The organism is Paraburkholderia strydomiana, from assembly GCF_046030495.1.
In the GTDB taxonomy this organism is placed as follows: Bacteria; Pseudomonadota; Gammaproteobacteria; order Burkholderiales; family Burkholderiaceae; genus Paraburkholderia; species Paraburkholderia strydomiana_A.
In genome coordinates this window covers 337,477-363,347 of the sequence record NZ_JAQQCJ010000001.1, presented here as the reverse complement: position 1 = coordinate 363,347, position 25,871 = coordinate 337,477, and the positions used below count along the sequence as shown (strand labels likewise).

The window sequence follows — 25,871 nt, the reverse complement described above, 5'->3', positions numbered from 1 at the left end:
GCGGAGCCGCAGCAACAAGCGCGTGGGCCGAGCATGCGACTGATTTGAGATGAAACGGACGTCTCATGCCAAGGTGGAAGCGACATTCGAGCGTTCGTGTGAACGCATTGTCCAACGTTCGTAGATGCCCGATGGATGGCGCACTCGGGCCGCAAAAAAAAAGCCGCCCGTAAAGGCGGCACCATGTTTCGACCGACCAGATAACTGGCTTAAGCCGACGGCAACCCACACTGACTACGCCATTCGTTCATCATGTCGTTGCTGACGGACGCTTCTTCCCCCATGCCATTGCGGAAGTCCTTCAGCTTCGCGTCGTGGCAGGGCTGACCTTGATTGTTCGACGCCCCTCTGGCATCGGCGGCCTGTGTCGTTGCCACTGCCGATTCGGAGGGCGAAGGCTACTGGCCGAGGACGATATTGTCCGGGATGTTGAGCACGGCATGAACGTGATCATCGCCCCGGTGGTTAAGCAAATCCCCCATCGTCTGCTGCCAGCCACGGTCCTCGCGCACGGAGCTGCCGTCCTGTTTCGTCAACTCGACGCCAGACCAGGCAGGCACTACCTCATCATCTCGTACGTACCATTGGAAGACTTCTGTTGCCTTGGTGACGCCGTCGTATGTCTTGTCGATCTGCACGAGTGCATCCTTCTCCTGCTGCTCGAAACGCGCGCGCTCCTGCTGTACGCCCGCCAGGCCATTCTTCGCATCATCCAGCTCCCGTTGTGCCCGCTCGACGGCGGATTGAGCCGCTTCCATCGCCCCTTCGCGATTGACGATGCCCTGTTTCAGCGCCTCCGGCGTTTCCGCCGACGGCGCGCCATGGGCCTGCAACTGCGCAAGCTGGTTCTGGGCGTCGGCGAGCTGCTTCTCCAACTGCTCGGGGTTCTGGATGTTCCCGGCAGTTTGATCGAGGCCGTTGGAATAGCCTTGGAAATCGTGCTGCGTATCGGCGATCTTCTGCTGACGGAACGCCGCAAGAAGCGCCGCGCCGTTCTTGAGATCGCAACGATATTCCACGATTGTTCGGTTCGTGTCGTCCTTGAACGTGCGCCAGCTATCCTTCTCGCATGAATCTCGATTCGAGAGAGCCGTTTCGTAGGTATGGGTCGAGTCTTGCGGAACGATTGCAGCCTTGACTGTATCGATTTCAGAATGGCCGCAGCCGGCCAGTGTCGCGCTCAGGAACGCTGCCAAGGCAAGCCTGGTCAATTTCGTTTTCATCGGTAAAAAGTGAATGGATGGCTGGCGCGACTCATGGAATCGCTCTCGCCAGATAAAGAAAGCGCAGCCGACTCGAACAGGCAGCCGCAGCGCCAGGAAGGTGCCGCAGCCCCCGGTTTAAACATCCGGGTACGGCCACGCCGAAGACTTACTGCGACAGGCCGATCGTGATGTACTTGGTATCGATGTCGAACAGGAGCGGATCTTCGTTCGTGCTTGGCGTGGTCGTGCTGTTCACGGTGATGTAGACGTACTTCGTGATGCCGTTGGCCGTGTATTTGTATGCCTTGGCGTGCTCGACGGAATGGTTTTTCGTATCCGCGAGACCATCAGCTGTGAATGCCTGTGCGATGTTGCTGATCGGCGTGTCCTGGCTGCCGTCCTTGTCCGTGAACGTCGCCGCTCCATTCGCGAACACCGACGTACCCGACTGCGTACAATCTTCATACTCGTAAAATTTCTGGCCGTTCAGTTCGTTCGGATCGATCACTTCCGTCAGGTCGCTCGACACGTAGGCGTACTGTCCCGGTTGGCCTGCGGCGACACCACCCACGCCATTGGCCGTGCAGAGCTGGCCGACGCGATTCCCGAGCAATGACACGACGGCCGTGAATTTCCCGGCATCGGTAAACGAAGTCACATTGCCGTCCGCGTCGATTTTGGCCTTGGCCGTGTACTGGCCGCGATTCGGATCGGCGATGGCGATGCCGAAGGTGCCGTCCAGGTTAACGGACGAACCGATCTGGATCGACACGGGGTCCTGTTGATAGCTGAGGCCCGTCGTGTAGGCCGTCGCGGCATAAGCCTGCTGCGTCAACGCCGTGCCACTGGCCGTTTTCAGGGCCGCGTCCGACTGCGACAGCCCCGCAGCGGTCAACGCCGCGCCGTAGCTTTCGAGCAGGTTGTCACCCGTATCGCCCTTTTCGGCCTTGAAACTGCTGGTGAGCGGATTGAAGTTGTCGGGTAGCGACGGCTTACCCGGCAGAGTCGAAAGCGAGGTCTGGAGCTTGGTCAGTGCATCGGCTAGATTGCCGCTCGTGATCGCGCCCGCGAGATCGCCGTTCTTCGCGCCGTTGAACCACGTTTCCGGGTCGCCCTTGCCGAGCACGCCGACTTCGAGATCGGTCAGCGGCGTGATATTGGTCGTCCCCGAAGCGATGGCGACCGAATGCAGCGGCGAGGCCAGAGCCGTCCCGTTCGCCTGTCCATCCGCCACGCGAACAGCACAAGGGTAGTCCGTGCTCTTGAGCGAAACGGTCCAGCTACCGTCCGAACCCGTTGTGGCCGAAGCGGTTGCGCCCGACGCGCATTTGAGCGAAACGGCCCCGCCGACAATTGGCGCGCCAATCGCGGCCGTGCCGCTCGTGGTCACGGTCGGAGTGTTGTCTGCCGGGTTGCTGGCCGACGAATTGTTGCTGCCACCGCCACCGCAGGCAGCGAGAGCCGCGCACATCGACGCGCCGAGCGCGAGTCTGGTGATCCCCGTATTGAGCTTGTTCTTCACTGACTGTTTCCTTTGTGGTTGAGGTAATCGATACAGCGATGCCTGCTGGTTACGACGGCGGCAAAGTGTTGTCTGATGGGGTGCGACGAGCGATGACGGTGGTGCCGCTGCCGACGCGCGCATGGATCAGCCCGCGCCGCGCGGCTTCCTGCATGGCCCGGTTGAGCGTGTTCACGTGCACGCCCATCAGGTCGGCGATCAGACGCTGGCCCGGAAGCCGTTCGCCGTGGCACAACAGGCCGGTACGGATCGCTGTTTCCAGTCCGGCGAGAATGGCCTCCCAGCGTGGGTAACGGTGCCGGTCAACGGTATAAATCCAGGGGTGCATAGGTTTCGGGGCATCCGCCAGGCGGTACTGGTGGTCTCGATATGTCGTGTATACACGTCAATTGAAAATGCAATGCCGGCCGGTAACCGGCTGGCCTCATTTCCTATAACGGCAGGAAATTTCTAAAATGAAGAGTAAACACTACGTTAATTGTAGAGTTTATAGCGTCGTTAATCAGTCGTCAGCCGGGCATCCTGCCTGGCATGACTGCCCGACGCCCCGAACCCGCTACCCGCTCGTCCGCACCGATTACGGTGGCGCTGGGTAAGCGCATCAAGCAACGCCGGCACGAAGTGGACAAGTCGCAGGAGACGCTGGCCTTCGAGGCGCACGTTGACCGGACGTACATTTCGGCGATCGAGCGCGGCATTGCCAATCCCTCGGTCGAGACGCTGGCGAACATCTGCCATGCGCTGGACATCACGCTGGCCGGACTGTTCGCGCCGCTCGACGGGGTATCGCTCGCACCGACCGGCGAGCGCCGGGCCAATGCGGCGACCCCGCCCGAAATCAAGCGCAGCCGGCTCCGGTAGCACTGGTTTCCTGTGGGCGGATCGATACCGCGCCGTACACGGCAACCTGCACACTCCCGCTGGCCGTGACATACGAGGCATGAGGTTCCCCGAATTCCAGCCGCGCATTGCACGCTGTCAGCACGGGCTCGGCTCCGGCCGGATCGAGCAGCAATAGTGCCTTCGGGATTGCGTTGCGCTCCTCGATCCCCACGACCAGCGCGGCATGCCGCTCATCGGTTCGACAGTTGACGATCCAGACGATCACCGGCCCCCCTGCGGCCTGTTCCCCAGAGCAAAAGTGCGCGAGTTCGTGGGCGGTGCCTTCAGCCTGAACGGGCTGCACATCACAACCGAGTTCCCAGACGAAAGCGGCCAGTTCTGAAGGCGTCAGGCCGTGCAGGTAGTGCGGCCAGGCCCGGTCCCAGAAATGCGCGACGGGGCCGCTCGCATAGCCGCGCACATCGACCGGATCGGACAACCTGCCGAGCATTGAGAGCGCCATCGCCGCGCAATGCAGGGCGCTGCCGGCATCCCAATCGCCCTGCTGGCTGAAAACCGGCCGCCGAGTATGGTCCAGCATCAGCCGCGCTCCCGGATACAGTGCCGGGTGCAGCTTCTGGCTCAGGGCGGGCATCAGTAGTCCTCCGGCAACAGGACGGTCGTGACCGAGCGGTCAGCTTCAGTGATGATCCAGACCTTGCCGCCGCCCGGTATCACGTAGCTCGACAGCAGGCGTTTGCCGGTCAGCAGCGCCAGTTCGTTTTCGGCGATGTCGTCAGCTCCAAGCTCGCCCCAGTCTCCACTGCAATGCCGATCCAGTAAGGCGACCGGCGAAAGCCCGACCTGTTCCAGCATGGACAGTGCGGTGGGTGTGATGAGCGTCCTGCCCATCGGAAACCGGGGGCGATTGTGCGTCTGTTGGCTCATGCTGCGATCCTCGCCTGGTAGGTCACATCGGGCCACGCCGGATAGCTGCGACGGACAGTCGGTTGCGGGTGGGAAATTCCGCTCGGTGCGGCTTCCTCAAGCAACTCGATGGCGGTCTGAGAGCGATCCCACTCGGTGACGACGAGGATGCGAGCGCCGTCCGGCAGTGGATAGATCGACAGCAGGCGCAGGCCGGCTGCGATCGATAGGTCGTTTTGCGCCCGGTCTTCGTCGCACACGCAGCCCCAGTCGCCAGCGATATGTCGCAGCATGACGCTGATAACGGGAATCTGGCTGGTTTGCAGTTTTGCGTGCGCCTCGGGCGTGATCAATAGCCGGCCCGGATGGAACAGCGGTTTGAGACGGGTGATATTGTTCATGAATGCCTCCAGAAACAGGACGAGCACGGGCCTCAGGCAGAGCCGGATAACGTGATCGCAGGATGAATGGGAAAGCTGGCGCAGGACGCGCCCGGATTACGCCGTGAGGTCGGTGAGCTGCCGGCGCAGTGTCGTCGCTCTGGCCTGCGAGCACCGCAGATGCAGGCGGATGCCGGTAACGGTGGGCTTGACGATGCCAGCCTGAACGTCGCGAACGAGCTTCATGAGGTCGGTTTCAGGTTCGGTCGTCGCCACAGCGAACAGTGATTCGGACGAAACGGCAGGCGTGACTGCTGAAGCCGGGTTCAGTCGTTCCGGCGTGACCGGAGCGACGGCCTCGTGACGGGTTGCCGTCCCGGTAGTCGTGCGTGGCAGTAATGCGAGCCACCAGAGCAGACAGGCCATGCTTTCGAGGATGGCGGCGAACGCCAGTCCGGCCAGTAGATCGAGTTTCGTGACCGTCAACCCACAAAGCGTTGCGAGCCGGAGCGTGACCGGATCGGCACGAACCACATCGCGGCGTGTTTCGGCTCGATCCTCGACGGCCTGCGCCCGCCGGACTTCGCGGGCCTCAGCGTCCAGTGCATCGAGTCGAGCGGCTAGTCCAGCACGGCGCCCACGCAGTAACGGACAGTCACCGACACAACGGTGCGCATGGGCCTGAGCCAGTTGCATCGTCACCGATGCGCGATCCGACATGACTGCGGTGAGACTGCGATGCGCGGGCGTATTGGCGTCCCCCAATGCCGATACCCGAGCATCGCCCGCGTGCGACTGCGACAGCAGGAAGAACGTCGCGTGGCCGAATGAAGCTGCCGCCATGCAGCCGAGCCACAGCAGCGTACCGACACCGCGCACGGCAAGCGGGGCCGATCGGCACAACGCGGGGAGCAGATGCGCGCCAGCAACCAGCACGACACCCACCGCGACCCACACGAGCCGTTCCGACAGCCACCCGCCGCGCTGCCAGCCGGCCAGTACCGACATACAGATGGCAGTGCCCGTTGCCACGACTGCCGGAACGATTGCCACGCGACGGATCATGCTGCCTTCCCGCCAAGCAGTGCGGCACGCTGATCCAGCCGGTCTTTCAGGTTACTGGGAGGCGTTGCGCGGGTAGTGTCGTGACCGTCGTGACTACTGCCACCATTGGGCTCTGCCGGATAAAACTCTTCGGCGACCGCCGCGCTTTCCTCAATACTGTCCTCGAACGCACCATTGGCAAACCCGGCGCGCGCGGCAGCATCGAGCGCTATCTGATCGAACCCGGCCGATTTGCGTCGGGTGTCTAGCTCGCGAGCCTCAGTGATCACCGCTTCGAGCGTGCTGCCCGGGCGTACGCTGAGATCGACGTAGTAAATCGCCGAGCGATAGCTCTGCGTGGTGGACTTGCCGCGCAGCTTCAGTTCCAGAGGCAGGCAGGCGAGAAGATTGCCCGATACGGCACTGAAGTAATGCAGGCGCGCAGCCAACGTGCGGATCGAGTTAAAACTTGTGGTTCTGAACACGAACGAGCCCATTTCGTCTTCATCGCCGATCAGCACGTTCAACCGACCATAGGGTTTGCAGACACCGCCCTGGCCGAATGCGCAGCCGTCCGGTGTCGGACACGGCAGTTCCTCGATACCAGCGTCACTCGCACGCCGACAGGTCTCACCATTGCCGACACACACTGGCCGTCCCGTCTCGCGATCGAAACACGAATATTCAGCGCGCAGATTGAGATCGGGATCGTTGAACAGAAAGCGTACGGGGATCGTGCGCAGCTTGCCGGTGGTGGCTTTGCGCAGTTCCTCGTTGAGCGGATGGAGTAGCCACTCCCCACGCTGCTGTACTTGGGTGGTCAGGGTGAATTGGTCGTCTTTTTCGGGGAGGCGTTTGCCGTTCTTCTCGACGACTCTCCCGATGGAGATCCTTCCTACAGTTGGGGGCGTAATAGCCAAGCCTTTGAGCATGTCCGGTTCCTATATGTAAACAGTGGGGAAAGCGCAGGGGATGGAAAAACGGATCAGGCCGAGATCAAAAAACGACGCGAACCCGGCTTCGTGATGGCGTACTGCGTGGCCAGCTCGGGGTGATCAGCCAGCAGGCGTTTCAGGTCGATGCCAGAGCCGTCCTTGCTGCGTTTGAACGACACGGAACCCGTCTCGAATTCGGCCCGATCAGCTTCTCGCATGGCCTGCGCTATGGTTTGCTTGAGCTGGGCTTCGATGGCTTGCCGCGTTTCGATATCGGCTCGCACGGCGATCAGATCGGCGAACGCCGACGACAAACGCCGGTCATCTGTGAAATCGACCGTGCCACCCGTTCCTGGATACAGGCAGCGCAGCGCGCGATCCGCCGACTCGGAACCATCCGCCGGGGGCGGCGTATCGGTTTCGACGTAACGCCAGAACGCGGCTTCCAGTTCCATCAGTCGGGCGATCAGCGCATCATCACGCTCGATGCGATGCACGTCGAGCTTCTGACCGCAGAGCAGCACGGCCACATCGGCTGCCTGCTTGCCTGTCACGGCAAGCTGGTGCTGAACTTGAAGCGTTACGTATTCAGGCACGCCATCGCGCCAGAGCCGTGCTCCGAACTCGCCAGCCGTCTTGCATTCGAGAATATGCACGCCGGGCACACCTACCACCTCACGGTCGAGATTGGCCAGCATCCACGGAATCGCTGGGTGTTGAAGAACCGCGTTGACCCTCCGTACCCGGTTGCCGGTTTGTTTCGTATACGACGCGGCTACGATGGGTTCCAACAAGTTTCCCCAGTACACGGGTTCCGTTGTGTCGTCCGCATTCGGCTTCGGCAGGTTGGTATCGCGGCCCGTTTTCTCAAGCCACAATTCGAGGCAGGATTTGTACGGGTTGAGTCCCACGGCAGCAGCGGCGTCACTCCCGCCTATCCCGGATTTCCGCACCTCCAGCCAATCATTGCGCGGCATGTCCTTTGTCTCGACGAGACGCAATGCCGTGCGGATACGCTGATGCCCTCCTGCTGGTTCAGGTAACGACATATCGACCTCCACAAATGAAAATGCCCGGCGGGAGCGATCCCGACCGGGCATGACGTGAGTGATGAATGAGACTCATGCGATCAACCGGATGGCTTCGTCCCATGCCTTTTGCTTGATCGTGGCCCCCGTACCAAACCACGCGGCATCGCGCCGATGATCGTCGCTACGCGCACGGCGCTGGTGATCGACGAATTCCGTGATCGAATTGACCAGCCCCCAGGCTGTCCCGGATGCTGAGGCGAGTGTCGAGCCCATGCCCTTGCCGGCATACAGCGACTGCACAGCCTTGATTGCCGAATCATTGGTAGCCGGCACCGGCTGGCCCGAGCCGACCGGATAGGTCAGCACGCGACGGAAGAAGGTTTCGGCTGCCGTATCGTTGACCTTGCATTCGGACAGGGCTTTCATACGAGCCATAAAGCCATCCCAACTCGAAATCGCGATGCCGAGCTGACGCTTTACGGCGGCTGCATCGAACTGCGAACGGTGCGGCACCTTCACTGCTCCCGCCGAATCGCCGAGCGCGATTTGCAGGGTGTTGTTGCACACGACTCGGACCGAGGTGAACTGGGCAGTGGTCGCCAAGGTGCCATCGCACGAAGTCGAGAGCAGCAGATAGCCATTCACGCGATCGCGGCCCTTGAGCGTGGCGCTCTGTCCGGTCTTGGCGAGTGCCCACAGCTTTTTGCCGTCCTTGAGCACTCCTGCAGTTTCCAGCTCGAAGCCGCCGACCTCAACCAGATCGCGGTAGAACTCGATCAGCGAAAGGGGCTGCACGACGTTGTACCGAGACGAGACGACTGACAGCGGTGCCTTGGTGTCCGAGCGGTACAGCACCTTCTGTTCGGGAAAAGCATGGATCGAGCCGAGCGTAGAGCCGGCCATGCCGGAGACGAAGCGCACTTCGGCTTCTTCGATGCGCCAGTCCATGCCGGCCTGTTTCGCCCAGACTTCGATGGGCTGTCTTGGGGAAAGTTGATTGCCAAGGCCGTGCCACGGGGTATCGCCTGCGTAGGCCATGGATTGAACGAGATGCACGATTGATGCTCCTAATAGAAAGTGACAAATAGACCGCACAAATGCCTACAGCCCCGAAGGGCTGTAGGCATAGCGTCGAATAAGGGAAATGGGAAAACGAACGAGCGGGAGAACGTCAGGACGAGTGCTGCTTGCCGAAGACGTGGCCGCACGCGGAGCATGCGTAGTTGTCAAGCACATGGGTGTCGATCTGTTCGCCGACGGCGCTACCGGCTGCACAACCAGCCGCACCGCCGAATAAAGCACCCAGCAAACCTCCGGCTAATCCGCCGAAGATCGAACCGACCGGCCCGGCAATCAGACCAAGGGCCGCGCCGGCTTCGGCGCCGCCGAGTGCAGCAGCGGCACTACCGGCAGCGCCAGCCGCAGCGCCGACGGCACCACCGGCCTTGCGACCGTAATCCCGTGTCGTAATGCGGGTGGAGTTGCAGCGAGGGCAGGAAAGAGAAGTGTTCATATCAATCTCACGAGGTTCAGGGCAGCCTAGCGCGGCCCAGACATACCGACGGGTATGTTCAATGAGGTGATATATGTGCGAGATTTTCTGCAGTTTGGGTCAAGAATGTGACGCGCGACGATTTGCTCGCGGCGCATCGCGTTTCCCCCCAGCTTATCGATATCGTGCCGAGCAACACTGGCGGATTCGGCGCGGCTAACACCGCCGCTAACACCGCCGCAGAGGTCTTCGGTGCGAATGAAATCGTGCCCCTGCAACTGCGCTTTGAACAGCTTAACGAATGGGTCGGCGACGAGGTGGTGCGCTTTAACCCGTATGCGATCAACCGACCGGAACCATTCGCCTAGTTCCAATGTAACTGCTGAACGAATGTAAGGGCGGCAATCGCCACTACTTGCCATAAAACAGAACGAGTTCCTTTTGTTCTTCTGTCAGCCCGTAACAGTCGCACACCAATCGGTCCATCCTTGCTTCGAGTGCTGAGAGGTCGACCAGTGAGTCATGACGCCTCCTTTCAGCCATTTCGCGAGCCAGCTTTGCAATCGCCGGGATTTCACCGCGCCGCACACCCGGCAAAGGAAATGTATTGACATCGGTAATCAGAATTTTCGGGAACGCCCCTTTCGTCGCTTTCGGGGAGGAGTTGAAATGGTAGAACTTCGCGAGGCGGGAATTCATAATTCCCATGACTGCGTCCAACGGAAATGGACTCGCTGGGTTATCCAATACGATCAACAAGGAGGGATCATTGTAGCTCTCGTCTTCAGTAATGGCGGAAAAAATGCTTGGATTCGTGATTTCCCTTATTAGCAGGCGGCGACCGACAAAAAACTTTGGATCGCGCGGATTTGCTACTCCCTCGCTATAGCTAAAATAGTCCTCGCCTCCCCATGAACAGGAATATGGCCGGACGTCCTCGCCACGCAACCAGATTTTGTCGTGCAATGCACTTGGCTTTTTTGAGTGATAAATACGATTGGCTATTGTGTGCTCAGTTTGCCCCTGATATTTATCGTAAGCGATTAAGCCTTGACTCGTCTCGGGGAAGTATTCGCTTAAAGGGGTCGATTTGCTCCTGATCGCGCCAATGATCTTGACCATTTTCTCTGGCAATTTCATGGCAAGCGACCAGTTTGTATTAAAGTTGATCAGATCGGCCTTCGTTTTTATTTCGATCGGAGCGTCCAAAACATCTTTAAGAGATTTTGCAGTGGTTACATCGCGATATGGAACGTTTTCGCTATCGCCACTTTTTGCAAGGGACAGAATAACGTTTCGCACGGTGGCATCCGAAAAGACAGGATAATCTGTGCAATCTGCAATTTCGAGCACATCCCAATCGGAGAGCAGAGAAACGCGGAAGTCCCGAGCGTATACGTTGAACATAATCGTATTCGGAATGATATATGAAAGCTCGCCGCCTTCTTTCAGCAAGGCACGGCCAAGCAATAGGAACCAGTAGTAAATTTCTTTGTCCGGAACCTTCCCAAAAGATTTGTTCAAACGTTCACAAGTCTTGCCCGCAAGCTTCACGCCATAAGGCGGATTGCCTACCACAGCATCGAAACCTTTGAAGTGCGCATTTTCATCCAGCACGTCTGGGAATTCAAAACGCCACTCAAACGCATGCTGATAAATTTCCGCCTTTTCTAGTTCTTCCAGCTTTTTCTCAAACCTACCTATTTCACTATCCAGTCTTTCAATTTTCTTTTGTTTGGCCACTTCCTCGGCCGCAGTTCCAGCAAACAACGCAGATTGATTGAGCAATGTCCTCAATTCTTCCCGCTTGCTGCCGAGCGCAATGTAATCTTTGTCGTTTGTTTTAATCTCTTCCCTGAAATTTTCTTTTACTTTTGCGATGAAATCACCGAGCGCCTTCTTTGCTTCCTTGCTGTGTGCATTCGTATATTCATGTACAGCTTTGCGGTAGGCAGCCACGGAGAAATTTGCAGCACTTGCCGTTTTCCGCTTGATCGTAGTCTTCAAATCAGCTGCAAGCTGGAACCTACTTATTAAAGAGTTTCCGGTTTTAATGTTGATGTCAATGTTAGGAAGAGTCTCCAAATCGACCAAGGCACCCCCGACTTTGTAGTACGAGGATTTAAGCAGCTCGATCCACAAGCGCAAGCGGCAAATGTGCGCCGAGGTCGGATTAAGGTCGACCCCAAAGAGACAGTTCTCAATTAGAAGGCGCTTTTGTGAAAACAAAAGCTCCTGCAGTCGCTGACTATTAGGCAGCCGACGATCATATTCAAATACCTCGCCGTTTTCATCCAGTACGATGAGTTCGTCCCCTTCCGCCGTAATTTGACCTTTAAAGATCTTACCATCGGGAAAGCGCAAGAGCCCAAGTTCGTGCTTGACGCACAAGAGTTCGTTTAATGCCGCAACCAAGAAGTGGCCCGAACCAACGGCCGGATCACAAATACGGGTCGTAGAGACGATGCGATCCACGTCCTCATAACTGGCACTCGTGACGTTGTTATAGACATCGATCAGATTGTTGCACTTCCAACCCAATATTTCATTTACTCGCCGGACAACGGTTCTGCGAACGGTGTTCCGGCAGATATATGAGGTCACTGACGCGGGGGTGAAGAAGGCGCCATCTTGATAATTATTTATTTTTTCAAAAATAAGACCCAAGACAGCGGCATTTATAATGGGCTTGTTCTCATCAAGAACAAATTGTGGCGATACTGCGGAGAAATCATAGGACTCAAGAAATTCAATAAGGTAACGAGCAAGCTCTAATTCTCCGGTCAGCTTCGTACCTTTCTCGTTTCTGAGAATGGTCCCTTTAAACAGAGGGACGCGTACGTTGTTCTTCAATCCGCTAATCTGAATTGTTTGCTTTTCCAGTTCCGTTGGCTCGAAAAGAGAGCTATTTAGGTAAGGCACTGTCGGGTACTTTTTCAACACCTCGTCAGAACGGCGATTAACTTCGACGGCCAAAACGTCGAAAAAAAGCTCTTCAAGATCGCGGTAGTTTTTTATTTTATCGATCGAAAGAAAGGGCTGAAACTTCCCTTCCTTGTCGTACTTTACCAGTTGGCCTTCAAGCAACTTAATAAATAAAACTCGATTTAACCATGTCGTGCAAAGCTGCAGGCCGATAGAAAGTAACTGTTCATTAAGCGTTTCGCCATACTGTAAAAGATCCTTTACATTAGCGAGCAGGCCGCGTCCGAGAATAATCTGCAGCGCGTTTTCTAGCATAGAGCCCGGCAGGCGCTCGCTCTCTGGTTTGCGTTGAATTATTCTCTTTTGCTTAGTTTTTGCTTCTTCCAAGCCGAGTATATGAAGCAATTCCGAATAAAAGTCTTCATTCAGCGAGTTACCGATATTTTCGAAAGGAAGGCGAAGCAGGTTTTCGGGCGATAAGAATTTGCAAACTGCGTTCAATTCCTTGCTAGCCTTAACCTTTCCTTTTTCGACATACTCGGAAAGATTGAAATAAGTGTACTCTAATTCATCAATGTGGCGATCTATCGCCGGCTTCGCTATCTCCGCATAAAACGCTTCGGTTCGCGTCGCGGAGAGAGAGCCACGTTCAAAGTTTGCAAATGCCTTGGTAAGAGCCGCGTCTTGCATGAATGAATTTTCAAAGACCCTAGAATCAAAAACAAACCAGTTATCAATATCGGTGATAACGATGTTTTTGATATTGAGGTTTGGCTCGCGCTCCATTACCTTCCCGACGCGCTCCCGAAGGTAATACAGCAAGGCCTCCTGCAAAGCCTTCTTGTTTAGGTCTTTGATTCGACATAATTCCGCGTTACCACGCTTTTTCGTTTCAAAGATAACGGAAACGCGTGCGTCAGCCGCGATCGACTCGAATATTGCGAGATCTATCCGATCCGAAACGTTAATAGAATACTTTGTGCCGTATCCGATCTCATTCAGGAAATCGCGCAAGAGCGTCTTGTGATATTCCTCTGTCTGCTGCTTTTGATTCGTGCTGTTGTCCACTAGCTTTTGCAGCGCTGCAGCGAAGGTGCTGTAGGTGGCATGTGCCAGCGGTCGATTAAGAAAGGTCTTGTTGATCGACTCGGACGGTGTAGCAACGGTGGTCGGCATTCTCTCGTTTATCCAGTGGCGTGGCTATTGGCCGCGTTATCTTACACGCCCGGCAACGATTGAACGGCGGGACTTAGACCGACGAGAGAGACTCGGCTGGCAAAGAATCGTTGGCTCGCAGGACAGCGGAACGCACGGCCTCTCTCAAGTTGCGGCGTCGACCATCACGGCACGTGACACGAGCGGCGAAAAGAGTCGGCTCTCGCAAGGGGTAGGCGCAGTTTCGAGGCATACAGCGGCCCGCTGCTTTTCGCCCGGGGCGCGAATCCCGCAAGCCGACGGTCGATTGTCGGCTTTCGAGATGATGCGACCGCGACCTCAAAATCGCAGTCCCCTCCGCGCCTGCGAGCTTCGCTTAAGGATCTACTTTTGATGCACTCACCGATCGGCCGGTAAGTCGCGAGCAGCGAGCGGAGAGCGGGAATTTTGGTGCATCAATAAGATTCGTTTTGATGCGCGCGGTCGAGTTTTAATGCGCGACCGGCGCCTGCTTAGAAACGAGGAAAGTCTTCTAATTTTGGTAACTAGTTCCGTTACGCCTCGGATGCCTGGGGCGCAGGAGGCGATGTGTTTTCTAATACAAGCTGTGAAGAAAGTGCATCAAGGTCACTTGCAGTTGCGGCTGGTTCGTTAGGCGCCGCAGTGCCTTCTGGTTCGAGTTGGGCATTCTGCTCTGCCTCACGGCGAGCACTCTCTTGTTTCCAGTAGCTCGCGAGTTTCGTCAATTTCTCGCTGTGTCGGTGGGGAATTCGCTTGAAGAGGCCATCAGAATCACCGAAGATAAACGGCTTCATTACGTGCGTATCTTTGTTCTTTTCAAGGTATCGCTCGCAGAAAGTCTTGACCTCACTTGCAGCGGTCGGTTCGCGCTTCTCGATCCTATCTTCGATCTCCATCAGTGGGTCTGGGAGGACGGCATTGACCCAAAATATCGGATATGGAGTTCCGTTTGTAACACCCTTCAGGTCCCTTCGACCCTCATAGTAGAAGACGAGCTTTTCGAGTGTCCATGACGTAGTGAGATTTCCCGCAACATGTGACAGGATGAAAGCGAGGTCGGCTGCGAGAACAAATTTGCGCGGCGAAGCAACGGATGCGACCCGGAAGCCCGTGTCGATAGACGGCCCTATGAAGTCGCGAATGCCCGTGATGTTGCGTTCCGAGTCTGGACCGGCAGGCGGCTGGCTCCCATTCGTTGAACAGAGGCGGGCCAGATTGCCAAAGATATAGTCGCCGTCATCGGAACTTGCCAGCCGACCCGAAGGCTCATGGTCTAGAACAACCTCGGCATTGTTGACCGGAAACCCTGCTATCCACGCTGCACATTTCAAGTCGAGTCCGGCACTGTGCCGCTTAATACGTTGGCGATACTCTTGAATCGTGCGGAGCCAGGCGAGCACAGAGAGGTACGCCTGACGATGATCCGTAAGGATTTTGGTGAAAATAAGTTCGTCGCCGACAGCTTTCCACACGCTTGGCCGATCACCAACAGGCCACTCGTGCGGTTCCTCCTGAGCGTGCTTTGCGACCGCTTTCCATTGGTCGTCGAAAACAGCCGAGATTTGCTCATAAAACTCGAGAATAGGCGATAGCCACGGCTCAGAGGGCACGCCTTCTTCGCTCTCTTCCTTGTGCGCTGTTCCGCCTTTGTGCGGCGAGTGTGAAAGGATTTGTTTGAACTGCGTTGACCCCGTGATATCAACGCTCATGAAAAGACGGAGCTTCGGCTTCAAGAAATCCGGAAGCTCCGCCAGGGTATCGGTTGTCATGACGGACGTGGCGGATGACCGCCTGAATTATTGTTTTACAGACCGAGGGATTTTGCGCGAACGCCCGCGGCAGAAGTGGAAACGCCAAATTGCGACGCCAAGGCCACGAGGTCGCCGCCGGTTGCTTCGAATGCTTCTTTGAACTTTGCTTCGGGCATCAAGAAGGAGGCAGCAAACCAGTTGGCCTCAACCTCTACCAAGTCTCCGCCGTAGCGCGCTGCTCGCACAGGACCAACATCTTTCCCCTTTACTCGGGGAAGACGATAGTGCAAAAAATAGTGGCCAAGCTCGTGAGCGATCGTGAATCGATCACGTGCGCGGCTCGTATGCGCGGCGAGCGTGATAACGAACTTCTTGTCCCCGTGAATCTCGATAGAGCCAGATTCGCTGGAATCCAGTTCCCAGATATCTTGATAGCGAATTTCGCCACCCAGACCGGTAACGAGAGACTCAAGGTCCGAGCCGACCTCATATTGGACGTGGCGCGCAAGATTCTCTGCCAAGGCGCCAACGCCCCTTTTCCCAAGGTTGCACGGCTCTGGCGATGCAAAGACGAGCGAGTTCATGTGAGCCCCAAAGGTTCTATTTTCTGTTGACCGGGAATTATAGCGAAGCCCCTTGACAAAGGGAAATACTTTGTGATTCCTGTATGTTTATACAGTATTCGAGCGTTCGACGCAATGCAACAGGGAGGCATGTTGTTGCGACGCATTATCGTTAACGCTTCCTCCGAAGCCTGACAAAGCATGCAGCTAAATTGCACCTAGACTGACATGGATCGGCCTATGTTCACCTTGGTTCGCCTTGGGTTTGCGGTTTGCGAGTTGCGTAAGGCGTGGATTTATAAAGGGTCGTAACGCGTCGGCAAGACTCCGAAGGCAGAGGTCGTCGGTGTTCCATTTTTTCGCAAAGGTCGATCGCGATTTTGGGAGCGCCTTCTGAGCCATGCTCCTGACGCGGGCGACCGTAACGCAAGATCACGGGCGGTCGATATTAACTGTCGCGCTACGAGACCGGACTCCCACAACCGTGGCGCATATGTAGCGCGAGGCTGGCCAATAAGCCGAGATCGCAATCCTTCGACGGGTTTGGGGATCGCTCTAGCTATTGGGCATGTGGAGAAGGGGCAGGCAATAAATCGCTGACGTCAAAACGCGCTGACGCGTGGCGGTTGACATGGATTGATGTTGACCCAAAATGCCTACATGGTGCCTACATGAATTCCAGAAAGCAAAAAGCCCAGTCGCGATGACTGGGCTAAGTGCTTGAATTCCTTGGTGGGGCGTGACAGATTCGAACTGTCGACCTACGGATTAAGAGTCCGCTGCTCTACCAACTGAGCTAACGCCCCCAACAGAAGCGAAATTATGCAGTAACTTTTCGAGCTTGCCAACCCCCCCTTTAGTAAATTTCTTAAAAATAATCGCGCCGGCAGAGTCGAGCCATTCCTCGACGGCGCCGCGAGCGTGAAAAAGGCGCGGGGTTGATCGTCCCGGTATCATGTCGCGGACATCTCGCCGCGCGAAGCGTCGCGCGGCTTCCGACCGGGGATTGCCATGGATGAGAAAGAAATTATCGAGTTGCTCGACCGCATCCTCGCGCCATGGGTCCGTGCGCTCACGCTGACCCCGGTCAAGGTCGATGAAGAAAGCGCCACGCTGCGCCTGCCGTTTTCCGGCGGCCTGCGCCATGCGGGCGGGGTGATCTGCGGCCAGGTGTTCATGGCGGCCGCCGACACGGCGATGGTCGTCGCCATTTCGGCCGCGCTCGGCGGCTTCAAGCCGATGAGCACGGTGTCGCTGAACATCAACTTCATGCGCGTGGTCCGCAAGGGCGACGTGCTGATCACCGCGCGCGTGCTGCGCATGGGCCGCAATCTGGTGTTCGGCGAAGTCGAACTGTTCGATGAAACCGGCAACATGGCCGTCCACGCCACCACCACCTACGCGCTGCTCGACTGAGACAGAAACAGCGCGGCAAGCCGCCCGAGAGGAAAAACCAGGATGTTCGATCAGGTCGTATTCGCTGGCGGCGGCAACCGCTGCTGGTGGCAGGCGGGTTTCTGGGACGTGGTGCAGCCGGAGCTACAGATCCGGCCGCGCGTCATTACCGGCATTTCGGCCGGCGCCGCGACCGCGTGCATGCTCTACACGCGCGACTCCGACTGGGTAATGCGCTATTACCAGGACGCGCTGCGCCATAACACGCGCAACGCTTACTGGGGCAACCTGCTGCGCGGCGAGTCGGTGTTTCCGCACTACCGGATCTACCGGAAGGCGCTGCTCGACATCTACGGCGAGAAGTTTTCGACGCTCGCCGACGCGCCGGAAATCCGCATCGGCGTGTCACATCTGCCGCGCTGGCTGGGCGCGCGTAGCGCGGTCGCCGCGGGCCTGATCGCGTACAACATCGAAAAATACGTGCGCAAGACGTTGCATCCGACCTTGGGTCAGACGCTCGGCTTTCACCCGGAATTCGTGCGTGCGCAGGATTGCGCGAGCGTCGAGGATCTGGCGGATCTGATCCTGCAATCGTCGAGTACGCCGCCTTTTACGCCAGTTCTGCGGCGCAACGGCCGGCCGGTGCTGGACGGCGGCATGGTCGACAACGTGCCGGTCGGCGCACTCGACGCCGACGTCCCCGGTAACGTGCTGGTGATGGTCACGCGTCTCTACCCGCGACCGCAGATGTTCGTCGTGCCGCACGGCGAGCAGCAACGGTTTTACGTGCAGCCGTCGCGCAAGGTGCCGATTTCGAGCTGGGATTACACCAGCCCTTCGCAGATGACGCATGCATACAACCTAGGCCGCGCCGATGGCGAGACCTTCCTCGAACGCGTGCCCGATCTGCTGGAGGCTGGCGCGCACGAAGCGCGCTGAGTCGAGCGGCGTCGCGAGGACAGGTTGCGTGAGACCGCGCACAGGCCGGCTACCCGCCACCGGCAATCGTCGCCGGCAGCCAGTCAACGCCCGACCTTACCGCCGCCGCCCGCCCTGCAATGCTTCCGGATTCGCGACGCTGGCGGTATCGCCGGCGTCGAACGCCAGAATGTTGTTGAACGCCGCGGTGAAATACTGCTCGTAGCTCTCGCGCTCTACATAGCCGATGTGCGGCGTGCAGATCACGTTTTCCATTCGCAGCAGGCTGTAGCCCTGCAGGATCGGCTCGCTTTCGTAGACATCGATGGCGACCATCCCCGGCCGGTTGTGCGACAGCGCACTCACCAGCGCGTTTTCGTCGAGCAGTTCGGCCCGGCTCGTGTTCACGAGCAATGCGGTCGGCTTCATGCGCATCAGGTCTTCCTGCTTGACGATGCCGCGCGTGTCGTCGTGCAGACGCAAGTGCAAGGACAGCACGTCGCTCTGCTCGAACAGCGCTTCGCGGCTCTCGGCGACGCCATAACCGTCGGCGCGAGCGGCTTCACGCGAATGCTCGCGGCCCCAGATCAGCACGTTCATGCCAAACGCCTTGCCGTAGCCGGCGACCAGACGGCCGATCTTGCCGTAACCCCAAATCCCCAGCGTTTGACCGCGCAGCACCTGACCCAGGCCGAAATTCGGCGGCAGCGCCGATGTCTTCAAGCCGGATTGCTGCCAGGCGCCTTGCTTAAGGTTAGCTACGTATTGCGGAATGCGGCGCTGCGCCGCCATGATGAGAGCCCACGTCAGCTCGGCCGGCGCGAACGGCGAGCCGGTGCCCTCCAGCACGGCGACACCGCGCTCCGTGCAGGCCGCGAGATCGATGTGGCCGGCCACTTTGCCGGTCTGACTGATCATGCGCAAACGCGGCAATTTGTCGAGCAGTTGCGAGTTGATGCGGGTACGTTCGCGAATCAGGACGAGCGCGTCGACTTCGGCGAGACGGCTTGCCAGTTGGCCGAGTCCGCGGACGGTATTGTTGAATACTTTGACTTCGTGATCGGCCAGCAATTGAAAGCAGTCGAGCTTGCGAACAGCGTCCTGGTAATCGTCGAGGATGGCAATCTTCATGGTATGTGTCTTGCGGCGCACCATGACGGTGCGGAACCGAGTGTTATGCTCACTGTCCCTCCATGTGACTTAGGTCACATGCCGGTGTGGCAGGATGCCTTACCGTAGATGCTGCTGCAAAGTACAACAGCACCACGTTAAGGGCAAATTGAAATCGTTTTTAACAGTTTGTTGCGTGTTGAGGCAAGCCGCTTTACAGACGGTTGCAGAAGCCCCGTCAATAGGGCGCCTCCGCCCGACAGGCTGTTGGCCCAGGATGACCTGCGCCATTGCGCGTCGGCGTAGTCGACACCGCGCGTGATGAATTGAATGCCTCTCGCATGCAGCGTCGCCGGGCCGGTACCGTTTTTCTATTGCTTTCAAAACGGAGACAGGTCGATGAATCATCCCTCATTCGAAGGACAGCCCACTATCGAGGCGCCCGCGTGGGTCAAGAACCGCAAACTGATCGACTGGGTCCAGCGGGTTGCCGCGATGACCAAGCCGGCCAGGATCGTCTGGTGCGACGGCTCGCAGGAGGAGTACGACCGCCTTTGCGCGCAGATGGTCGAAGCGGGCACCCTCAAGAAACTCAATCCGGCGAAACGTCCCAATTCTTACCTGGCATGGTCCGATCCTTCCGACGTCGCGCGCGTCGAAGATCGTACCTTCATTTGCTCGCAGCGTGAGGAAGACGCCGGTCCCACCAATAACTGGATCGCCCCGGACGACATGCGCGCCACGCTCGACGGCCTGTTCGACGGCGCGATGCGCGGCCGCACGATGTACGTGGTGCCGTTTTCGATGGGTCCGCTCGGCTCGCCGATCGCACACATCGGCGTCGAGTTGAGCGACAGCCCGTACGTCGTGACCAACATGCGCATCATGACGCGCATGGGCCGCCAGGTGCACGACATTCTGGGCGAAGACGGCAAGTTCGTGCCGTGCGTTCATTCGGTCGGCGCGCCGCTCGCGGCGGGCGAGAAAGACGTGTCCTGGCCGTGCAACGAGACCAAATACATCGTCCATTTTCCCGAATCGCGCGAAATCTGGAGCTACGGCTCGGGCTATGGCGGCAATGCGCTGCTCGGCAAGAAGTGTTTTGCGCTGCGCATCGCGTCGACGATGGGCCGCGCCGAAGGCTGGCTCGCCGAACACATGCTGATTCTTGGCGTGACGTCGCCCGAAGGGCGCAAGCATCACGTCGCGGCGGCGTTTCCGTCGGCGTGCGGCAAGACCAACTTTGCGATGCTGATCCCGCCGGAAGGCCTGAACGGCTGGAAAATCTCCACGATCGGCGACGATATCGCCTGGATCAAACCGGGTAAGGATGGCCGTCTGTACGCGATCAACCCCGAAGCGGGTTATTTCGGCGTCGCGCCGGGCACGAGCGAAAAGACCAACTTCAACGCGATGGCTACCCTGACGGAAAACGTCATCTTCACGAACGTCGCGCTGACCGACGACGGCGACGTCTGGTGGGAAGGCATGACCGACGAGGCGCCCGCACACCTGATCGACTGGCAGGGCAAAGACTGGACGCCGGCCAGCGCGAAGGAGAGCGGACGCAAGGCGGCGCATCCGAACGCACGCTTCACGGCGCCGGCCTCGCAATGCCCGTCGATCGACGCGGACTGGGAAAATCCGGCGGGCGTCCCGATCGACGCGTTCATCTTCGGCGGCCGCCGTTCGACCACCGTGCCGCTCGTCACCGAAGCGCGCAACTGGGTCGAAGGTGTCTACATGGCGGCGACCATGGGGTCCGAGACGACCGCCGCCGCCGCCGGTCAGCAGGGCGTGGTGCGCCGCGATCCGTTCGCGATGCTGCCGTTCTGCGGCTACAACATGAGCGACTACTTCGGTCACTGGCTGAAAACCGGCGAGCGTCTTGAAAAACTAAACGCGAAGTTGCCGAAAATCTTCTGCGTCAACTGGTTCCGCAAAGGCACGGACGGCAAGTTCGTCTGGCCGGGCTTTGGCGAGAACATGCGCGTGTTGAGCTGGATGGTCGGCCGGATCGAAGGCACGGCGCAGGGCGAGGACCACGCGTTCGGCGTGTCGCCGCACTACGAGGACATCGACTGGAGCGGGCTGGACTTCAGCCGCGAGCAATTCGAGCAGGTGATCTCGGTCGACGACGCGGCGTGGCGCGACGAACTCGCGCTGCACGCTGAGCTATTCGACACATTGCGGAATGGTTTGCCTCCCGCTTTGACGCAGGCCAAGCAGGCGCTCGAAGGAAAACTCGCCGCTTGATCATGTGAGCGTTCACTTCGTGAGGGAAAGCCGCCTCTGGGCGGCTTTTTCTTTTCTGATCCGTCCCCGGCTCAGGATTTTTTCTGATTCCGCAATGCCGGAGCGACCTTTACCTCTGTTCGAACAAAAAACACAGTCTTAGCTGCGCCGCAGCAGATTGTTTCGGTTCGAGGAACAATTGGCGGTCATGCCCCACATTAGGGAATACAGTCGCACGAAAATTGACAATATTTCGGGTTTCGCGGGCAACTTCTGCACGATTTTGCGAGTCGTAGGAGAATTCCAAGTTCGCTTCACTGGTTTTCACCAATTGTCAGGAAGCTGTAACACGGCAGGAGTTGTCCTATGGATCATTTGCAGTCGATGCGAGTTTTCGTCAAAGTGGCGGATCTCGGCAGTTTTGCCCGCGCTGCGAGCGCGATGGATATTTCCAACGCAGTCGCCACCCGTCACGTTGCCGACCTCGAAGGTCGTCTTGGTACGCGGCTGCTCAATCGCACAACCCGCAGCTTGTCGCTGACCGAATCGGGTCAGGTGTATCTCGAGCGTGCGCGTCAGATTCTCGACGAACTGGAAGACGTCGAACAGATGGTGGTCGCGCGTAATCACGAGCCGGTCGGCACGTTGCGAATCGTCGCACCGGTCGTCTTCGGTTTGCATAATCTCGCGCCCGTGCTTCAAACGTACGCGGAGCGCTATCCAAAAGTCATCCCCGATGTCACGCTGGTCGACCGCCAGGTTGATCTCGTCGAAGAAGGTTTCGACGTTGGCGTGGTGATTGCGCGGCAAATGCGCAGTGCGAGCATCGTCACGCGGCGCCTGACCACCGGCTGCATGACCGTGTGCGCAACGCCGGCCTATCTGGAGAAGCACGGCACGCCGACGCGTCCCGAGCATCTGCTGGAGCATCCGTGCCTGAGTCTGCCGTCCGAGTACTGGGGCGACGAGCGTGTGTTCACGGGCCCGGAAGGCGAAGTGCGTGTGCGTCCGTCGAACGTGATCGTCGCGAACAACACCGAAATGCTGCGGCAGTTTGCGCTGCTCGGCATGGGCATCGCGATTCTGCCGAGCTACCTGATCGGCCGCGACATGACGCGCGGCAGGCTCGTGCGCCTGCTCGGCGATTACCGCTTGCCGCAGGTGGAAATCAACATCGCGTATCCGAGCCGTCGTCACCTGCCGGCGAAGGTACGCACGTTCATTGATCATCTGGTCGAGCACTTCAGCCAGACGCCGAACAGCCTGCTCGGTGAGCAATGGATCAAGGACGGCCTCGAGCGGCCCGTCACGTCGGCGGCGTTCGATTCCGCGGACTCCATGCCGCCGGAAGCGTTCGACGGCGCTGAGCCGCTGTCGCGGCTGCTGGACAGCGAGTTGGCGCCGGTGCCGAAGACTTTGGCAAAGACGACGAATCGCACCCGGCCAACGGCTTTGTCGCCGCTGTAACGGTTGGGACGATAGAAGATAGCAACGCAGGCGCATGCCTGCGGACAATAAAAAGGCGCAGTCACCGAAAGTGACTGCGCCTTTTTTCATGGCGAGCGCGGATGAAACCTGCCGGAAGTGACACGTCTTCCGGCGCGGCTATCAGCTTGAATCAGGAGCCGGTTTTACGCGCTACCGCTTTCTTCGCGGGCGCTTTCTTGGCTGCAGCGGTTTTGGCCGCGGGCGCTTTCTTCGCCGCAGCTTTTTTGGCCGCGGGCGCAGTCTTTACCGCCACTGCCGTTTCTCCATCGTCCGACTCCGGCGCCGCCTTCGCAGCCGATTTGGCCGCCGCGGTCTTCGCGGCAGTCTTGGCCGACGGCTCCTTCTTCTCGAATTCGAAGCCGATCTTGCCGTCATTCTGCTTGACGAGGAACGCCTTGAAGTTACGTCCGGTGCGCGACGACTTGAAGTTCGTCAGCAAGTCCGTGCGGCCTTCTTCGAGCAGCTTGGCCATCTGCTCGCGGGCAATTTCCTGCTGCAGGATGACCTTGCCCGAGCGGAAGTCGCAGGTCTTCGGGTTGGCGACCGAGTTCTCGCAGACGTAGCTCATGCCGTGTTCGAACACGCGACCCTTGCACTTCGGGCAAGCGCCCACCGGTTGCTGATCGGAAAAGTCAGGCGGTTCGCCGTCTTCGCCGCCTGCATCCTGGCCGAAATCGAACTCGAGCTTGTAGTTCTTGATCTCGTCGTCGAACGACAGCTTGAGGATGGCCGAAAACGGCCGGCCCATTTTGCTACGGAAGCCCGACAGCGGTCCGATCGTCTTGTTCTGCAGCAACTCTTCGACTTCGGGAATTTCGAACTGGCGTCCGCCCGGAATCTTCGAAATCGAAAACTCGCATTTCGAGCAGGCGAAACGCCGGTAGTTCTCCTTCACCTGACCGCCGCAATTCGGACACGGCGTCTGCAACGTCGCGTAATCGCCCGGGATCGTGTCGGAATCATATTCCTTCGCGCGCTTGACGATGGTCTGCGTCATGCGGGCGATTTCCTGCATGAACGCATCGCGCGGTAGGTTGCCGCGTTCCATCTGGGAGAGCTTGTATTCCCACTCGCCGGTCAATTCAGGCGCGGTCAGCTCTTTCACGCCGAGGCCGCGCAACAGCGTCATCAACTGGAAGGCTTTGGCGGTTGGAATCAGATCGCGGCCCTCGCGAATCAGATACTTTTCACCGAGCAGACCTTCGATGATGGCCGCACGCGTAGCCGGCGTGCCGAGCCCCTTGGCCGCCATCGCTTCGCGCAACTCGTCGTCTTCGACGAGCTTGCCCGCGCCTTCCATTGCGGACAGCAAGGTCGCTTCGTTGTAGCGTGCGGGCGGCTTCGTCACCAGTTGCTGAGCGGCGATCTTGTCGGTCTTGACCTTCTCGTCCTTCTGCACCGGGACGAGGTTCGCGTCTTCACCGCTGATTTCGCGGCCGTAGACCTGCAGCCAGCCCGGTTCAACCAGCACCTTGCCTTCGGTTTTGAAGTGATGGCCGACCACTTGCGTGATCCGCGTCGTCACCCGGTATTCGGCGGCGGGGAAGAATACCGACAGGAAGCGCTTCACGACGAGGTCGTAGAGCTTCTGTTCCGGTTCGGACAGATTCTTCGGCGCTTGCAGCGTCGGGATGATTGCGAAGTGGTCGCTGATTTTCGAATTGTCGAAGATGCGCTTGTTCGGCTTCACCCAGCCCTTGTCGAGCACCTGCTTGGCGAACGGCAGATAGTTGTTGCTCTCCTTGAGCATGCCGAGCGTCTGCTTGACCGTATCCATATAGTCTTCCGGCAGCGCGCGAGCGTCGGTTCGAGGATAGGTCAGCACCTTGTGCTTTTCATACAGCGCCTGGGCGAGGCCCAGCGTGTTCTTCGCCGAGAAGCCGAAGCGGCCGTTGGCCTCGCGCTGCAAGCTGGTCAGGTCGAACAGGGCCGGCGACAGCTGCGTGGACGGCTTCGATTCTTCGCTCACCGTGCCGATCTGGCCGCGGCAGGCGGCGACGATCGTTTCGGCCGCGGGCAGCGCCCACAGACGTGAATCGCGCTTCTCCGGGTCGAACTCGTCGCGCTTGAATTTCGGATCGAACCAGCGGCCTTCGTAGAAACCGCTCGCGCAGACGAACTCGGCCTTCACTTCCCAGTAGTCGCGCGGCACGAAGCGGCGAATCTTCTCTTCGCGCTCGACGACGATCGACAGCGTCGGCGTCTGCACTCGCCCGACCGTGGTCAGGAAGAAGCCGCCGCCCTTGCTGTTGAACGCAGTCATTGCCCGCGTGCCGTTGATGCCGACCAGCCAGTCCGCCTCCGAGCGGCAGCGCGCCGCATCGGCGAGCGGCTGCATCTCTTCGTCGCTGCGCAGACGGGCGAAGCCGTCGCGGATTGCGCCGGCCGTCATCGATTGCAGCCACAGACGCTGCACCGGCTGCTTGGCTTTGGCGTGCTGCGCGATAAGGCGGAAGATCAGTTCGCCCTCGCGCCCCGCGTCGCATGCGTTGATCAGACGGTCGACGTCCTTGCGCTTGAGCAGCTTGGTCAGCACCTTCAGGCGCGACTCGCTCTTGGCGATCGGGTTCAGATCGAAATGTGGCGGAATGACGGGCAGATTGGCGAAGCTCCACTTGCCGCGTTTGACTTCGTAGTCTTCGGGCGCGGCAATTTCCAGCAGGTGGCCGACTGCCGAGGAAAGGACGTAGTCGTCGCTTTCGTAGTACTCGTCATGCTTGGTAAAGCCGCCCAAAGCGCGCGCGATGTCGTTCGCGACGGAAGGCTTTTCGGCGATGATCAGTGCTTTGGACATGACTCGATGTGAGGTTGGTAGATCCGGGTTGATGGCCTTGAGTGCGCCATTTAAGCGCGCGACCCTCGTTTGCGACCTTTGCGACCCTTTAACGACCGCTTTATAGCACACGGCGCGAAGGCGGCGTGTCAAGTGCCTTGAAAGCGCGCCATCATAAT

General features: G+C 58.6%; 22 protein-coding genes, 1 tRNA gene and 1 pseudogene. 6 read left to right on the top strand and 18 right to left on the bottom strand.

The features are described 5' to 3' along the window. Positions 1–209: 209 nt before the first annotated feature. From PQQ53_RS01680 to PQQ53_RS01665, 4 genes are all read right to left on the bottom strand, one after another. Positions 210–377 carry a hypothetical protein gene (locus tag PQQ53_RS01680; RefSeq protein WP_408323157.1) on the bottom strand — a complete coding sequence of 56 codons (168 nt, stop codon included), beginning with the start codon at positions 375–377 and terminating at the stop codon, positions 210–212. Between the two features lie 21 nt (positions 378–398). Then, positions 399–1,211, bottom strand: coding sequence for an HlyD family secretion protein (locus tag PQQ53_RS01675; protein WP_408323156.1), 813 nt, complete (start codon positions 1,209–1,211; stop codon positions 399–401). 160 nt (positions 1,212–1,371) lie between these two features. Beyond that, on the bottom strand, positions 1,372–2,727 hold the full coding sequence (locus tag PQQ53_RS01670; RefSeq protein ID WP_408323155.1) for a hypothetical protein: 1,356 nt from the start codon (positions 2,725–2,727) through the stop codon (positions 1,372–1,374). A 49-nt stretch (positions 2,728–2,776) separates the two neighbouring features. After that, on the bottom strand, positions 2,777–3,055 hold the full coding sequence (locus tag PQQ53_RS01665; RefSeq protein WP_408323154.1) for a GntR family transcriptional regulator: 279 nt from the start codon (positions 3,053–3,055) through the stop codon (positions 2,777–2,779). 191 nt (positions 3,056–3,246) lie between these two features. Here PQQ53_RS01665 and PQQ53_RS01660 point away from each other — a divergent pair, with 191 nt between their 5' ends. Next, complete coding sequence (locus tag PQQ53_RS01660) at positions 3,247–3,588, top strand: helix-turn-helix domain-containing protein (RefSeq protein WP_408323275.1); 342 nt, start codon at positions 3,247–3,249, stop codon at positions 3,586–3,588. Here the strand turns inward: PQQ53_RS01660 and PQQ53_RS01655 are convergent. From PQQ53_RS01655 to PQQ53_RS01620, 8 genes are all read right to left on the bottom strand, one after another. Beyond that, positions 3,566–4,204, bottom strand: a complete 639-nt coding sequence (locus PQQ53_RS01655) for a hypothetical protein (RefSeq protein WP_408323153.1) — start codon at positions 4,202–4,204, stop codon at positions 3,566–3,568. The two genes, PQQ53_RS01660 and PQQ53_RS01655, sit on opposite strands and share 23 nt — an antisense overlap. After that, positions 4,204–4,497, bottom strand: a complete 294-nt coding sequence (locus PQQ53_RS01650; protein ID WP_408323152.1) for a hypothetical protein — start codon at positions 4,495–4,497, stop codon at positions 4,204–4,206. The genes PQQ53_RS01655 and PQQ53_RS01650 overlap by 1 nt, the downstream gene beginning before the upstream one ends. Then, a complete protein-coding gene (locus PQQ53_RS01645) occupies positions 4,494–4,877 on the bottom strand; it encodes a hypothetical protein (protein ID WP_408323151.1) in 384 nt (127 codons plus the stop codon). Before PQQ53_RS01645 ends, PQQ53_RS01650 begins: the two co-directional genes overlap by 4 nt. A gap of 96 nt (positions 4,878–4,973) precedes the next feature. Next, a complete protein-coding gene (locus PQQ53_RS01640; RefSeq protein ID WP_408323150.1) occupies positions 4,974–5,813 on the bottom strand; it encodes a hypothetical protein in 840 nt (279 codons plus the stop codon). Between the two features lie 104 nt (positions 5,814–5,917). After that, a complete protein-coding gene (locus PQQ53_RS01635) occupies positions 5,918–6,832 on the bottom strand; it encodes a recombination directionality factor (protein ID WP_408323149.1) in 915 nt (304 codons plus the stop codon). 53 nt (positions 6,833–6,885) lie between these two features. Further along, entirely contained in the window at positions 6,886–7,884 is a 999-nt protein-coding gene (locus tag PQQ53_RS01630; protein WP_408323148.1) for a YqaJ viral recombinase family nuclease, read from the bottom strand. A gap of 72 nt (positions 7,885–7,956) precedes the next feature. After that, the gene (locus PQQ53_RS01625) at positions 7,957–8,922 is read right to left on the bottom strand and encodes a DUF932 domain-containing protein (RefSeq protein ID WP_408323147.1); all 966 of its coding nucleotides are present in this window, start codon (positions 8,920–8,922) and stop codon (positions 7,957–7,959) included. 115 nt (positions 8,923–9,037) lie between these two features. Beyond that, the gene (locus tag PQQ53_RS01620) at positions 9,038–9,379 is read right to left on the bottom strand and encodes a hypothetical protein (RefSeq protein WP_408323146.1); all 342 of its coding nucleotides are present in this window, start codon (positions 9,377–9,379) and stop codon (positions 9,038–9,040) included. Positions 9,380–9,477: 98 nt separating this feature from the next. Here PQQ53_RS01620 and PQQ53_RS01615 point away from each other — a divergent pair. Continuing rightward, a pseudogene (locus PQQ53_RS01615) lies at positions 9,478–9,726 on the top strand (phage portal protein); the annotation flags it as partial. Between the two features lie 43 nt (positions 9,727–9,769). Here the strand turns inward: PQQ53_RS01615 and PQQ53_RS01610 are convergent. The 4 genes from PQQ53_RS01610 to PQQ53_RS01595 all read right to left on the bottom strand — a co-directional run bounded on the left by PQQ53_RS01610 (position 9,770) and on the right by PQQ53_RS01595 (position 16,579). After that, positions 9,770–13,459, bottom strand: a complete 3,690-nt coding sequence (locus PQQ53_RS01610; protein ID WP_408323145.1) for a type IIG restriction enzyme/methyltransferase — start codon at positions 13,457–13,459, stop codon at positions 9,770–9,772. A 533-nt stretch (positions 13,460–13,992) separates the two neighbouring features. Beyond that, positions 13,993–15,228 (bottom strand): hypothetical protein, encoded by a 1,236-nt coding sequence (locus PQQ53_RS01605; RefSeq protein ID WP_408323144.1) that lies wholly within the window; start codon positions 15,226–15,228, stop codon positions 13,993–13,995. A 35-nt stretch (positions 15,229–15,263) separates the two neighbouring features. Beyond that, complete coding sequence (locus PQQ53_RS01600; RefSeq protein WP_408323143.1) at positions 15,264–15,794, bottom strand: ImmA/IrrE family metallo-endopeptidase; 531 nt, start codon at positions 15,792–15,794, stop codon at positions 15,264–15,266. A gap of 709 nt (positions 15,795–16,503) precedes the next feature. Then, a tRNA-Lys gene (locus tag PQQ53_RS01595) sits at positions 16,504–16,579 on the bottom strand. Positions 16,580–16,784: 205 nt separating this feature from the next. On the opposite strand from PQQ53_RS01595, the gene PQQ53_RS01590 reads away from it, so the two are divergent. Further along, positions 16,785–17,189 (top strand): PaaI family thioesterase, encoded by a 405-nt coding sequence (locus PQQ53_RS01590; protein WP_408139774.1) that lies wholly within the window; start codon positions 16,785–16,787, stop codon positions 17,187–17,189. Positions 17,190–17,231: 42 nt separating this feature from the next. After that, positions 17,232–18,107 (top strand): patatin-like phospholipase family protein, encoded by an 876-nt coding sequence (locus PQQ53_RS01585; protein ID WP_408323142.1) that lies wholly within the window; start codon positions 17,232–17,234, stop codon positions 18,105–18,107. A 96-nt stretch (positions 18,108–18,203) separates the two neighbouring features. On the opposite strand, the gene PQQ53_RS01580 is transcribed toward PQQ53_RS01585, so the two are convergent. Continuing rightward, entirely contained in the window at positions 18,204–19,217 is a 1,014-nt protein-coding gene (locus PQQ53_RS01580; protein ID WP_408139771.1) for a D-2-hydroxyacid dehydrogenase family protein, read from the bottom strand. A 378-nt stretch (positions 19,218–19,595) separates the two neighbouring features. On the opposite strand from PQQ53_RS01580, the gene PQQ53_RS01575 reads away from it, so the two are divergent. After that, positions 19,596–21,452, top strand: a complete 1,857-nt coding sequence (locus PQQ53_RS01575; protein WP_408323141.1) for a phosphoenolpyruvate carboxykinase (GTP) — start codon at positions 19,596–19,598, stop codon at positions 21,450–21,452. Positions 21,453–21,797: 345 nt separating this feature from the next. Next, positions 21,798–22,898, top strand: coding sequence for a transcriptional regulator GvmR (gvmR, locus tag PQQ53_RS01570; RefSeq protein ID WP_408139768.1), 1,101 nt, complete (start codon positions 21,798–21,800; stop codon positions 22,896–22,898). A 151-nt stretch (positions 22,899–23,049) separates the two neighbouring features. On the opposite strand, the gene PQQ53_RS01565 is transcribed toward gvmR, so the two are convergent. Continuing rightward, entirely contained in the window at positions 23,050–25,713 is a 2,664-nt protein-coding gene (locus PQQ53_RS01565; RefSeq protein ID WP_408155971.1) for a DNA topoisomerase III, read from the bottom strand. Positions 25,714–25,871 lie beyond the last annotated feature (158 nt).